Genomic DNA, 14,139 nt, shown 5'->3' with positions numbered 1-14,139 from the left:
CCCCTTTATTTAATATTTTTTATAGTGTTATGTTAATTCCTTGAATTCCATTTACTGCATTTTCTATTTTTGCATCTTCATGAGCTATTAACCATTTATTTCTAGCCATTAACAACATATTTTCTCCCTCTTTAGGTATAGAGAAATCAATATCTGTATTTGTTCCTTTTGGTAAAACTACTACACATTTAAATCCATTTCCATCTACCCCACATGGTGCATAGTGAAGTGTAGTTGCATAAACCTCTATAGCGGTGCCTTTGGGAACAAAAAATGCCTCTATTTTTGAGCTATCATAAGTGAAGTCATCAGTTATATCAGGCTGATAACCTAATAATAGTATTAAGTCAGTAGCTGCTATATTAACTTCGCTATCTCTATGGTACTCTACAGCATTTAATTTATTATTGTGTCCATTACAGTAACCTATTTGTATAGGCATTCCACCATATATTTCATTAGATAATACTTTTATTTCATATGTATTTTCTAGCTCTTTTACAGATGGATTATATATAACTTCTCTTGGACACTCCACTTTTTCCATAACATCTAGGATTTCGTCGTAGATGTTATTTTTAAGTATCTTTCCGTATTTTCTAAAGGCACTGTCATTTACATTTAAAATCTTCATATTGCACCCCTTTTACATTAATTCTGTATATAATTTTTTTACTGTAGGATATATTTTTGCAAATTTTCTGTATGCAATTTCATATTTCTCTACAAGCACTGGATCTGGATCTATTGTTTCTATAACTTTAACAATTTTATTTGCTGCTTCTTCTACACTAGCAAACTCTTTACATCCAACTGCTGCTAGTATTGCTCCACCTAATGCAGGACCTTCTTCACTTTCTATTCTTTCTACTTTTATGTTTAGTATATTAGCAATCATTTTTACCCAAATTGGGCTCTTTGCTCCACCACCACAAATTTTAGTACTTTCTATTTTTATACCAAGAGATTTAGCAATTTCAAAACTATCTCTTAATGCAAATGCAACACCTTCAAGAACTGCTTGAGACATTTCTTCTCTCGTAGTATCCATGCTCATTCCTATAAAACATCCACGTGCACTTGGATCATTATATGGTGACCTCTCTCCCATTAAATATGGTAAGAAAAATACTTTATTATTTCCTAGTTTTTCAATATTGTTCAATTCATTATTATAATCATTTGTTTTAAGTATCTCTTCTATCCACCATTTGTTACATGATGCTGCACTAAGCATACATCCCATTAAATGATAGTTTCCATCACTATGTGCAAATGAATGCAATGCATTGTTTTCATCTACACCAAACTTTTCACTTGCAATAAATACTGTTCCTGAAGTCCCAAGTGATATATTACATTTTCCTTCTCCCACAGTTGCTGTACCTATTGCCGCTGCTGCATTATCTCCTGCACCAGCAATTACTTTAACTTTTGCATCTAAATTAAGTTCTTTTGCTACTTCTTTTGTAAGAGTTCCTACAACTTCATAACTTTCAAAAACATTCGCTAGTTGATTTTCATTTATTCCACAGATATTTATCATTTCTTTAGACCAACATCTATTTTTAACATCATATAAAAGCATACCCGATGCATCTGATACATCTGTGCAGAACACGTTAGAAAGCTTATAAGCAATATAGTCTTTTGGTAACATTATTTTACTTATCTTCTTAAAGTTTTCTGATTCATTTTCTTTCATCCATAATATTTTAGGTGCAGTAAAACCTGCAAATGCAATATTTGCAGTATATTGTGATAGCTTATCTTTACCTATTACATTATTCAAGTAGTCAGTTTCTTTAGTTGTCCTACTATCATTCCAAAGTATAGCAGGGCGAATAACTTCATCATTTTCATCTAGCACTACAAGGCCGTGCATTTGCCCTCCAAAGCTAATACCTGCAACTTGGCTTTTATCAAAATGTTTTATCAATTCTTTTATTCCTAATACGGTTTGTTCATACCAATCCTTTGGGTTTTGTTCTGACCATCCGTTTTGAGGGAAAGATAATGGATACTCTTTTGATACTATATTTTTTATTTTTCCTTTTTCATCCATTAATAAAAGCTTTACTGCTGAAGTTCCTAGATCTACACCAATATATAACATTCCTACCCCCTAGGTTTTATTTTTATCAAGCATCGTGCACGAGCACATTTTTATTTTATTACTATTTTTTTCTAATTTCAACTATTTTATCAATATTTTATTATTCTTAAATTTATATACTTATCTTAACACGTGTGCGTGCACATTGACTTTTATGCTAAAATGTGCTATTTTTTTTATATACTTTAATCAAGGGAGATAATATTTATGGCAACTATAAAAGAAATTGCTGAGATTGCTGGTGTATCCCGAGGAACAGTTGATCGTGTATTAAATAATCGAGGCTCTGTTAATGCTAATACTGCAAATAAAGTTAGAGAAATTGCAACAAAACTTGGATACAAACCAAATAAAGCTGCAATTATTTTAAGCGCTCAAAAGAAAAATTTAAAAATTGGAGTTATTTTATTTGGCACTACAAATCCATTTTTTGATGATGTTGTAAATGGTATAAAAAGAAAACAAGAGGAATTAGAAGGCTATAATTGTACTATTCAAATCAAACGTATACCAACAGGCATTCAAGATCAACTTGATGCTATTGATTCTTTTGTAAATGAAGGTGTCAATGGTATAGCACTTACACCTTATAACGATAAAAAAATTTCTTCAAAAATTAATGAATTATTTGATATGGGTATACCAGTTGTTACACTAAACACAGATATTGAAAATTCTAAGCGTATAGCATATGTAGGAAGTAATTATTATCTTTCTGGTAAAACAGCAGCAGGTTTAATGAACCTAATGACTAAAGATAATGTATATGTTGGTGTTATCAGCGGTCTTGAAAATGTACTTTGTCATAGTCAACGTATTGCAGGTTTTGAAGATTGTATACATAATGATTACCCACACATAAAAATAGTGGATACAATTTATAATAATGATGATGATGTTGAAAGTTATGAATCAACTTTAAAATTGCTAAAGAAACACCCTAATATAAATGCTTTATTTTTTGTTGCCGGAGGAGTTTATGGTGGATGCCGAGCTTCTATAGTATTAAACAGACATACTGATATTACAAGTATTGCATTTGATGATGTCCCAACAACAAAAAATATGTTAAAAAAAGGTATCGTTAAATCAATAATATGCCAACAACCAGGTATTCAAGGTGAAAAACCTATTGATATTTTATTTAATTACCTAACTACTGGAGATTTGCCAAAAGAGGAACATAATTATGTTTCAGTTGATATACGTATTAAAGAAAATATGTAATTAATTTTAATGTTACATAAAAAGCTATGGATAACAATTTTTGTTATTTCGCCATAGCTTTTTTAATAAATTTATTTATTATTTAACGCCTGAAGTATAGTATTATATTCCTTATCTAATTTATAAAAACTCATTATTATAATTTGTAATACTGTAATAATTATAGGTAAATATATAAAACATACTTTTATTGACATTATAGCTGAATCACTTTGAACAGCTGCACTACCTATGTATCCTCCTATAGATAATATTGCACCTAATATTGCTGATCCTAGACCATTACCAACCTTAAACCCAAAGCTAGATGCACTGTTTATAAGACCTTCCGTTCTATATCCTGTTTTCCACTCTCCATATTCAATAGTATCTGAAACTATAGCAAACATTGTTGCCCCAACTCCTGCATTACCGATTCCCTTTATAATACTTGCAAATATTATACTAAAATAGCTTTGTCCACCTACCATAAACATTATGTTTGATAATATTAGTATTACAGACCCTGATATTAGCACATTCCTTTTGCCAAATTTCTTTATAAAAGGAGCCATAATAAACATAGCTATAATTTGAGATATATTAGAGGTCATATTTATAGGGGCAAATAGTTTTTCATCACCTAAAATAAACTTTGCATAATATACAGAAGAACCTCCATTTATTGAAAATACTATAAAAATACAAACTAAACATAGTGTTATTTGTATCCAGTATTTATTTTTAAACAATGCCTTAATGCCTACTTTAAATGGTACTATTTCATTTTTTTCTTTTTTAGATGATACTACCCTTTCTTTAGTTCCTACAAATGTTATTAGAAACACTATTATTGATGCTACCCCAAATACTATAAATGTTTTAGTCCATGCTGATGCATTGTTACCAAAATATTCGACCAAAGGTAATGTAAGTCCATTTATTATTAAACTACCACAAGTAGCAAGTATCATTCTAAATATACTCAGTACTCCTCTTTCATATTGGTCTTGAGTTATTAATGAGTTTAATGTTGCATAAGGTACGTTTATCGCAGTATAAATAATAGTGGAAACTAAATTATAAGTAATAAAAACATAAACTAATTTAGCTGTATCTCCAAGGTTCGCTGGAACTGAAAATAATAATACTGCTGCTATAGCAAAAGGAACTGCCATACGTAAAATCCAAGGTCTAGCTTTCCCGTATTTAGATTTAGTTCTATCTACTATAACTCCCATTGCTAAATCGCTAAATCCATCTAAAAGTCTGGAAATAAACATTATGCTCCCAACTGCTGCTGCACTAACCCCTGCATAATCAGTGTAATAAAATAATAAAAATGCTGACATTGCTGAATATATAATATTACATCCTAAATCTCCACATCCGTAAGCAAATCTTTCTCCTATCGATATTCTTGAAGATTGAATATTATTTTTTTTAATGCTAGCTTCAAATTCCATAATATAGTCTCCCCTTTTTAAGAATAGTTTTCCTATTTGTCATTTTAATTCCTGAGTACTTTTTAATACTCAGGAATTATTATCATGATAACTTAATCTACATTTTTTGATTCATCTGCTATGTATTCAAAGAAATCAAAATCCGCATAATGCTTATGTTTTACGCGGTCTGCACATGTAATTCCTACAAATGTACCTGTAAATTCTCCATACTTGCAGTACTCATCTGAAAACTTAGTAGTATCAAATATTTTACCTATTTTTTCATAATTTTCTCCATCATAACTCCATTCAAAATATGATTTACGTCCTTGTATATTTAAACGAAGATATATTGGTGTATCTTCTATAGGGATTCTTGTATTTAAAAACTCTGTTTTTTCTCCATTTTCAAGATGTATTATTGATAATGCACTTTGTCCTAAAGTTTCGCTATAATATTTTCTTAAGTTAATATAATTCATATTATCATAGTACATAATTAAACCTGCACTATGTTGATGTACTTCAGGATAAAATTCCATTTTAGTAGTAATTCTAGCGTATACTGAAGTTAATTTTCTTGCTAATATACTTACTTTATTTAAGGATGTTCTCGATTCTTGTCCTCTAATTCTTACATACCCTGGCCTAGATTTAACATCTGCAAATGATAATGGCGAAATTCTAGGAGCATAATATTGTAACCCAAGTTCATCTGAATTAAAATCATCAAAATCAGGTATGGATGGAACTAAATACTCTTCAAGCTTACTTTCAACTACATGTTCTTTAGCTAAATTTGTTCCATCTTCCATACGAAGCCAATTATCTTCTGTCCATTTCATTTTTTGGATAGCTGTTTCTCTTCCAAGAGTACATCTAAGTTCTGGTGCAAATGGTCTTGATGTAAGATGTACTAAATACACCTCTCCTGCTGGTGTTTCTACATAACTACCATGACCTGATTTTTGAAGTATTGATTCAGGGTTATAGTATTTTGGTTTTAAGTGATCAGGATCATGTCTTTCATAAAAATCACCTGGAATAGATGTAACTATAGGATTCATTGGATCTTTTTCATAAGGTCCCCATACATTTTTAGATCTTCCCATTGTTACTCCATGCCCATATCCAGTTCCACCCTCTGCACACATTATATAATAATATTCTCCACGCCTTGTTATATGTGGTGCTTCAATACACCCTCTATCAGTTCCACCAGACCATATCCTCTTAGGATATCCTATTATTTCTTTTTTCTTTGGGCAGTATTCTACTAGACATATTGCACCTGGTTTTTCATAACCTTCTCTAGTTTCCCACTCTAAAGATGAGATCCACTTCCTTCCATCATCATCATGAAAAATAGATGCATCGAATCCAGAAGAGTGAATATATATTGGTTCACTCCATGTTCCCTTTATATCTTTTGCTGTAATTAAATAGTTATCAACATCAAAATATCTAGCATTCATAGAGTTCATAACACCATAAATCACATAAAATAAATCTTCATCCTCACAATAAGTCAAGCAAGGAGCCCAAATTCCTTTTGCTGAAGGAAGCTTTTTTAAATCAACCATTGTGTCGTCCGTTAAAACATGAGTATATAGCTCCCAGTTTTTTAAATCTTTTGAATGATAAATGGGTATTCCTGGGAACCACTCAAAAGATGAAACTGCAAGATAATAATCATCTCCTTTTCTGCAAATACAAGGATCCGGGTTAAAACCTGGAAGTATAGGATTTTTAATCATTTCTTCTCCTCCAATTCTATTTTAGTATTCTACTGGGTACCATTCTTGTGCTACACATTTACCTAAGTCCCAACTATCCCAACCTATCCAACCACCTTCATTAACTGTATCTAGTAATAATTTGTAGTTCCAATAATAATGACCAATACCATTTCTCCATGCATCAAGTTGAGCTTTGGCTATTTCTCTATATAATTCTTTCTTTTCACTTTTTGATAACTTATCTACATTTGACTCTATTCCATTTAGTGGAGATTGACCTCCAGCAGTATCTATCCCACATCCGTAAGAGTTAAATAGACTCCATTCTCCACATATAATAGGGAAATATTTTTGCATCTCAGCAATATCTTTTGCATAATTTTCTTGAATATATTTTATATAACCATCAACACTTTGCTCACACCCCTCAGCTTCTGCAAGCATTAAGTACTGGTGTGTATCTAAAACGACATTTTTAAATTCTTCTTCTCTCATAAAATCTTTCCATGCTTTTAATTCAAAACCATCATGGAACACTATAACGTTTTCCTCGCGCATATGAGGACGCATTACTCTATATGCTTTTATATAAAATTCGCGTAGAAATTCTAATGAATTAGGACCACTGCCTTTTGACATTTCTTCATCTACAGCTTTATAACGATTAGGAACATCCATTATGTTCCACATTCTTTCCGTAATTGGCTCATTTAAAATTTGAATTCCCCACAGCTCACTTCTTTTTCCATAACGTTTTGCTAATCGTTCTAATACACTTAGGGTAAATTCTATACTTTCTGGTTGTTTAGACCATTTACATACACCTGATATTCCACCATTATCAAATCCATTTTGGCTTCCTGGAACCGTATGAAGATCTATTAATATACTTAACCCATATTTCCCGGCCCAAGAAAATGCCTTATCTAATTCTTCAACACATCCTATAAATGGTTCACAATCCCCAAAAATAAAATATGGTACTGGTATACGAACTGAGTTTAATCCCATAGATTTAATTGTTGCAAAATCTCTTTCTGTGATATATTCACTACGATGAACTTTAATTCTAGCTTCATAGACTTCTTTTGAAAGCTGTCTTGGTAAATAGTATTCATCTTCTGCTGTTGTTCCTTCAAATAAACTAGGACTCATCCACTTTTCTAGTACTAACCAATTGCCTAAGTTTACACCTTTTATGTACATAATAACTATCTCCCCCTCTTCATCATAATTATAGGTATATTTTGAACTATTATTATAATGATTTTTTCAGTGTTTTCTTATTTAACCCCATTATATACAACTATATATATTTTTCTAAGTATATTTATTATCCAATTTATTAGTCGATATTATCTTTTTTAAATATTGAATTTTATAAATCATATAATTATAATATTGAATTACAGGGGAGGTTTATTATGGATAAAAGAGATTTTTTGCATGAAATTATTGAACCAATCGAAAATCTAGATGTAAATTTTAAATTATTTGAAGATAGTGGGAGTTATATTTCAAATCATTGGCATAATTCTTTAGAAATAATCTATCTAATTTCTGGAGATTTGCAAGTTAACATGGAAGGATCTACTTATAATTTCAAAGCTAATGACTGTATAATCATTAATTCAGGCATTATTCATTCAACTAGATGCGTTTATGAAAACACTTCTATATTATTACAAATACCATTATCTTTTTTAAATAAATATATTCCCGATTGCAAAGATAGTTATTTTGACTTTAAAGTTAATATTAATAACTATAATTATGAAACAAATTTGGCTAAAATTAAAACTATTTTAAAAGATATGAAAGAAATAAAAATTGCATCACCTCAAGCAGGAAATTTACGTTTCACAGGTCTATTATTTGAATTTTTATTTCAAATTTATACAAATTTCAGAATACCTATAGGTGATAAGAATACGATAAACAGACCTCTTGAGTTATCAAGATTTGAGCCTGTTTTAGAATATACAAGACTTAATTATAAAAATTCTATTTCTATTAATGAAATAGCTCAAATTGCACACTTACAGCCTGAGTACTTTTGTAGAAAGTTTAAGCAATATATGGGACAAACTTATTTAGAATATTTAAATGATGTGCGTATTTCTTATATTTATAGAGATTTAATTAATACAAATAATACCTTATGTAGTATCTTAGAATCTCATGGATTTACTAATAATAAATTATTTTACAAGCTTTTTAGAAAAAAATTTAATTGTACTCCTAAGGAGATAAGGAAAAAATTAATATAGTTTAAAAAGTATTATCACAGTACTATGATAATACTTTTTTTGATTTTAAAGCCTCTTTTTTTAAATGCCATTATTTAATTCTACTAGGTAATTAGTACACCTTTTTATTATTCTACTTACTACAGGTTCACCTACTTCTCTTAATCTTTTACATCTTAATTCTTTACGTATTATAATTAGTATCTTGTTTAGAGATCTATAGTTTACAATTCCAAATATTATGTTAGCATTACTTTTACTTTTTTTATTATTCCTTGATAGTATACTTCACTCATTACATTTTACTTTATTTAAGTTATAAATTCTTTATATAACATATAAAAAAATTCAACAGCATTTTTTATATAATAGTTTGATATCTGCGTTTTATAGACTCACTTCTATACTATTTCTTATACTGAGTATGACAAATTCATAAATGCAATTTATTAAGTAGATAATGGAGTTGATAAAATAATTCTATCATTGTCTCCTCATAAATACAGTAAATACTATAAAAATTTGCACCATTAAAAAATAAGTGCAAGTGATATTGATTTATGTTTAAATAATTAATATAAATTTCCCAAGAAATATTTTCTGAATATTTTTGTAATTATACTTATTTAATCTAAAAAGACAGGGTATATACCCCGTCTTATTATAATTCATAGAGTTATTTTTCTAATCAATTAACTTTATTACCCAAGGTCCATTTACTGTATAATCAGATGGTGACATATTAAATTCCGTACCTCTGGGTTTATTTATACCTTTATTACTCATATATATATTAATATTTCCATACATCCCATCTTTTATGGCATCTTGTGATGAACTAACAAAATTAGATTTAAATCCACCCAATATACTCGGTATAGGATCTATACTTATATAATTTAGCTTCACATTATTATCTTTGTTATCTGGATAAGCAATCTTTATATTATAAATATCTTCTTTGTTTATTATTTTTCTTTCCACACTTTCGATTATTACTTTGCTATTTTTAGATGTTAGCTCATTATTTTTATCTTTGATGTCTATAGTTTTGTTAATTTCTAACTTTTCATTAACTTTTAGCTTCGGTAATTTTACCTTTGTACTTTTAAGCTTTTGCCCCTCTCTATTAATATTTATATTAATATTACTTATTTCTATTTTATAAGGCTTTTGTAGTTCTTTGGTATTAAATTTAAATTTATTGTTACTAATACCTTCTAGTACATATTCTCCTTCTATCTTTTTACCATTAGAATCTATTAAATATATACCACTACCTATGTTTTCATTTATATCATCCCCATAGTTATCTACTTCAAAGTGCATGTTTTCATTTTTAGGTATAGCTATAAAATCTATATATAAATTATCATTTTCCTGAGTCGTTAAGGCACTTAGTGTTATATTATTTTTAGTATCTTTTGGTATATTTTTATTGTATTCTTCAACTGATTTAGCTTCTATTAAGTCTATATCAAATTCAACTTTAGTAATATTATCATTTTTATCTCTTAATTTTATAATGTATTTAACCTTATCATTTTTATTGTACTTATTATTAAGATATGTTCCTGTATGCTTTGTCCAAGTATTTTCATCTAATTTTGTATAAGTATCCTTCATTATATCTTTGTTATTTACCATTAATCCACTTTTAATATATTCAAATCCTTTTATATTTTTTGCAGTTTCATTTATTATTATCTTTTCGTCTTTTGTATCTATATAAAAGCTATCTATTGTTATATTTCCATCACCTACTTTTTTAGTTATAGGTTCTTTTAGGATATATACAGCTTCTTCACTTTTTATTATTTTTCCACTAGAAATATCATACTTATATAGATGGTCCACTAATGCTCTTATTGTAGGAGTTCCTATTATTAATATTAATGATATAGATGCTACTAAAGTTCTTATTTTTTTATTTTTGTATTTTTTTAAATTAGATTTTCCTATTTTATCATAGGTTTTTTTCTTTATATTTTCTATATCTTTTTCATCTAATTTTATATCTTCATTGAAGTCATCAAATTTAAAATCTAATTTGTCTATATTATCAATACCTTCAATTAATTTTTTTGTATACTTATCTTTCATATTAATACCTCCTCTCTAACATTTCTTTTATTTTTAACCTACATCTATATAGTCTATTTTCTACTGATGCCCTCGTGGTTTTGTATTTATTAGCTATGTCATCAATCTTATAATACATAAAATATTTAAGATAAAAGTAAGTTTTATCAGGTTCTTTAAAACTATTTATAACCTTTACTATTTCCTCACTACTTTCTCTATCAAGAACTATATGTTCTATACTTATACCATTTGATATATCTTTTTCTAAATTATTATGTAACTTGCTTTTTTCCAATCTTCTTTTATAGTCTAGTGCTAAGTATTTAGTTTTCATATATATAAATTTGCTAAAATCTCCTCTCTTTTCATCAAATTCATTTATGCTTTCCCACACCTTATAAAATACATCACTTACACACTCTTCCACTTCTTCTTTACCATAAAAGCCAATTATTTTATTTACTAAAAAATAAACCCTACTACTATAAATATCAATTATATAATCTAGACCTTTTGGGTCTTTTCTTTTTATTTTCTTAATCATTCTTTTTTCCATATATATCCTCCCCTATATACTATATACTACGTCTAATATTTTTAAAATCTCTTAAACTTTTTAATAAATTGTATTAAATAAATTTATTTTAGTTGTAACACTCTACCTATCTGTTATATAATATATATAACAGATAGAATTTATAAATTAGGAGGTGTAATATGCTTTTAGATTTAGATTTTAATAGCGATGTTCCTATATACACCCAAATAAGGGAACAAATAATAAAATCAATTGCTAGTGGTGATTTAAAAATAAATGAATCACTTCCATCTGTCAGAAATATGGCTAGTGAAATTGGGGTTAATCTACACACAGTAAATAAAGCATATAATTTACTAAAAGATGAGGGTTACATAAATATAGATAGAAGAAAAGGAGCTATTGTAAATTCTCTTCCTCTACAGAAAAATGATGCTAATGTTAAAAATATAAAATCAAATTTAGATTTATTAGTAGCACAAAGTTATCTTTTAGGTATCCCTCGTGAAGAATTTTTAGAGTATAGTATCAAATTATTTGATAAATATGAGGTGAAAGACTATGAATAATACTTTGGCTTTAATTATTAATTTACCTATTTTAGCGTTAGTATATGTACTTACTTTTTTTACACAAGCTTTAAGTGGTAAAAGACAATTTTATGGAGTTAGCTTAAATAGTGATTATTTTACTAAAGATGAATTTAAGAGATTAGATAAGAGATTTAAAAGTTTATTGACTCTTGGATTTATAGTATCTGTTTTGCTTTGCTTATTTATGATATATGTTCTTAAAAACTATGTAGGATCTTCTATAGTTCCAATACTAGGATTTGCTATATATGAATTTGTCATATATATAGATGTCTACAACAAAGTAAAGGCTTTAAAAGGAAAGTTAGCATCAACTGTTGATGATATAGAATTAGAAAGAACTAATATTATATTAGATACTGATTTCTTAAATGAAAAAAATAGAATCATAAAAAGATACTCTATATTATACACTATACCTATGATTATAGTTTTTATTGTTGGTATTTATGCTTTAACTAAATACAACTCTATGCCTGATATAATTCCTATCCACTGGGGATTTAATGGAAAGGCTGATGGTTTTACTGAAAAATCATTTATGAGTGTATTTGGAATGATAAGTATGCAAGTTGGTATATCAATTATAATATATATCTCAGCTGTCTATTCTTTAAAATCTCGTATAAAGCTATCTAGCAAAGATTTTGAAAATAGTAAAAAAGCAAACCTTAGATTTTTAAATCAAAGTGGTTTAGCATTTTTTATACTAAATGCTCTTACTCAAATTTTATTTATAAATATAATAATAGCTATAGCTCACTCTGGTGATATAAATCAAGCTATAATGATAGTTTGTACTATATTAATTATACTATCATCTATATACTTAACTTATATATACTATAAATCACCAGTTAAATCTAAGGACGCCGTATATTCTATTGACGATGAAGATGATTTATGGATATGGGGGACTTTTTACAATAATCCTAATGACCCATCATTATTTGTGAACAAAAGATTTGGTGTTGGATGGACTATAAATATCGGTCATTTAAAAGGTAAAATATTTTTTATACTTCCATTTATACTGATATTAATTGCATTACTTGCAGTATAACTAATAGCTTTAAGGATATATTATATCCTTAAAGCTTAAACTCTAATGCTCTTCATAATTAACAATTCACTAAAATAATTTATAAAATTAGCATAATTTAATATAACTATACAATAAAACTTATAAGCTATCATCACTTAATAAAATTTACAAAATAATAATTATAAAGGGGTTTTTAAAATGAAAAAGGTAAACATATTTTTATTAATAACTTTTTTTCTAACTTGGTCAATAACATTTATAATATTTAAAAGTGGGGGGCTAACTGGACCTTTTGCATCTATTGGTCTGATACTTTGCATGATGATACCTGCCTTATCTGTATTAATTACAACTTTAATTACAAAATCTAGTTTTAAAGAAATCTGGATAAAACCAAACTTCAAAAAAAATATAAAGTACTACTTTATAGGATATTTTTCACCTGTAATTTTAATTATACTAGGTTCAGCTTTATACTTTATAATCTTTCCATCTCATCTTGATTTAAGCATGAATAATGGAGTGGAAAATCTTAAGCTTCAGTTACAATCACTAGGTCAAGCAGTTCCAAGTGATTTAGAGCTTAAATCTGCTATGATTATTCAATTATTTGTTGGTATTTTTTTATCACCTATATTAAACTTTATCCCTTGTCTTGGAGAAGAGTTAGGTTGGAGAGGATATTTGTTACCTAAATTAATAGAAAATAATAGTTACTTTAAATCTAGTTTAATCTGTAGTGTTATTTGGGGTATATGGCATGCTCCTATGATAGCTATGGGGCACAACTATGGTGTGGGATATATAGGCGCTCCATTTTTAGGAATATTTGCTATGATTGTATTTTGTTTAGCTACTGGTTCTATATTTAATTATATAGCTATAAAAACAAAAAGCTGTATTCCAGCTACTTTTGCTCATGGTAGTTTAAATGGTTTTGCATCAGAGGGCGTTATATTCTTATCTATACCTAATCCTAACATGTTTATAGGTCCCGCTCCTGTTGGCATTATTGGAGGGTTCTTCTTTATAGTAGTTGGTGCTATATGTTTATTAAAAACTAAGAAATTAGATGAAGAAAATATAGAAACTAAAACAAAAGCTTAGTTTATAAGTTTAT

At 28.1% G+C, this 14,139-nt stretch carries 12 protein-coding genes; 5 read left to right on the top strand and 7 right to left on the bottom strand.

The genetic code is table 11. The features are described 5' to 3' along the window. Positions 1 to 19: 19 nt before the first annotated feature. Positions 20 to 634 (bottom strand): DUF4867 family protein, encoded by a 615-nt coding sequence (locus tag I1959_RS06855; RefSeq protein ID WP_195237657.1) that lies wholly within the window; start codon positions 632 to 634, stop codon positions 20 to 22. A gap of 12 nt (positions 635 to 646) precedes the next feature. Next, positions 647 to 2,116 carry a xylulokinase gene (xylB, locus tag I1959_RS06850; protein ID WP_195237655.1) on the bottom strand — a complete coding sequence of 490 codons (1,470 nt, stop codon included), beginning with the start codon at positions 2,114 to 2,116 and terminating at the stop codon, positions 647 to 649. 207 nt (positions 2,117 to 2,323) lie between these two features. On the opposite strand from xylB, the gene I1959_RS06845 reads away from it, so the two are divergent. Continuing rightward, the gene (locus tag I1959_RS06845; RefSeq protein WP_195237653.1) at positions 2,324 to 3,343 is read left to right on the top strand and encodes a LacI family DNA-binding transcriptional regulator; all 1,020 of its coding nucleotides are present in this window, start codon (positions 2,324 to 2,326) and stop codon (positions 3,341 to 3,343) included. Positions 3,344 to 3,414: 71 nt separating this feature from the next. Here the strand turns inward: I1959_RS06845 and I1959_RS06840 are convergent, their stop codons facing one another. From I1959_RS06840 to I1959_RS06830, 3 genes are all read right to left on the bottom strand, one after another. Beyond that, entirely contained in the window at positions 3,415 to 4,788 is a 1,374-nt protein-coding gene (locus I1959_RS06840) for an MFS transporter (protein WP_195237652.1), read from the bottom strand. Positions 4,789 to 4,880: 92 nt separating this feature from the next. Further along, positions 4,881 to 6,527, bottom strand: coding sequence for a glycoside hydrolase family 43 protein (locus tag I1959_RS06835; RefSeq protein WP_195237651.1), 1,647 nt, complete (start codon positions 6,525 to 6,527; stop codon positions 4,881 to 4,883). Between the two features lie 21 nt (positions 6,528 to 6,548). Further along, positions 6,549 to 7,715 carry a glycoside hydrolase family 5 protein gene (locus I1959_RS06830; protein ID WP_195237650.1) on the bottom strand — a complete coding sequence of 389 codons (1,167 nt, stop codon included), beginning with the start codon at positions 7,713 to 7,715 and terminating at the stop codon, positions 6,549 to 6,551. 218 nt (positions 7,716 to 7,933) lie between these two features. Between I1959_RS06830 and I1959_RS06825 the strand changes: the two genes are divergently transcribed. Then, positions 7,934 to 8,779, top strand: coding sequence for an AraC family transcriptional regulator (locus I1959_RS06825; protein WP_195237649.1), 846 nt, complete (start codon positions 7,934 to 7,936; stop codon positions 8,777 to 8,779). 663 nt (positions 8,780 to 9,442) lie between these two features. Here I1959_RS06825 and I1959_RS06820 read toward each other — a convergent pair. Together I1959_RS06820 and I1959_RS06815 are read right to left on the bottom strand one after the other, a co-directional pair. Continuing rightward, the gene (locus I1959_RS06820; protein WP_195237648.1) at positions 9,443 to 10,861 is read right to left on the bottom strand and encodes a hypothetical protein; all 1,419 of its coding nucleotides are present in this window, start codon (positions 10,859 to 10,861) and stop codon (positions 9,443 to 9,445) included. 1 nt (position 10,862) lies between these two features. Beyond that, positions 10,863 to 11,399, bottom strand: coding sequence for a sigma-70 family RNA polymerase sigma factor (locus I1959_RS06815; RefSeq protein ID WP_092926047.1), 537 nt, complete (start codon positions 11,397 to 11,399; stop codon positions 10,863 to 10,865). A 161-nt stretch (positions 11,400 to 11,560) separates the two neighbouring features. Here I1959_RS06815 and I1959_RS06810 point away from each other — a divergent pair, with 161 nt between their 5' ends. From I1959_RS06810 to I1959_RS06800, 3 genes are all read left to right on the top strand, one after another. After that, the gene (locus tag I1959_RS06810; protein WP_195237647.1) at positions 11,561 to 11,950 is read left to right on the top strand and encodes a GntR family transcriptional regulator; all 390 of its coding nucleotides are present in this window, start codon (positions 11,561 to 11,563) and stop codon (positions 11,948 to 11,950) included. Continuing rightward, complete coding sequence (locus I1959_RS06805) at positions 11,943 to 13,037, top strand: DUF5808 domain-containing protein (RefSeq protein WP_195237645.1); 1,095 nt, start codon at positions 11,943 to 11,945, stop codon at positions 13,035 to 13,037. Before I1959_RS06810 ends, I1959_RS06805 begins: the two co-directional genes overlap by 8 nt. A 180-nt stretch (positions 13,038 to 13,217) precedes the next feature. Beyond that, positions 13,218 to 14,126, top strand: a complete 909-nt coding sequence (locus tag I1959_RS06800; RefSeq protein WP_195237643.1) for a CPBP family intramembrane glutamic endopeptidase — start codon at positions 13,218 to 13,220, stop codon at positions 14,124 to 14,126. The last annotated feature ends 13 nt before the right edge of the window (positions 14,127 to 14,139 follow it).

It is taken from the genome of Romboutsia sp. 1001285H_161024_C4 (assembly GCF_015550185.1).
GTDB classification, from domain to species: Bacteria; Bacillota; Clostridia; order Peptostreptococcales; family Peptostreptococcaceae; genus Romboutsia_C; species Romboutsia_C hominis.
Note: the sequence above shows the minus strand (reverse complement) of the source record. Positions and strands in the feature narration are given on the sequence as shown.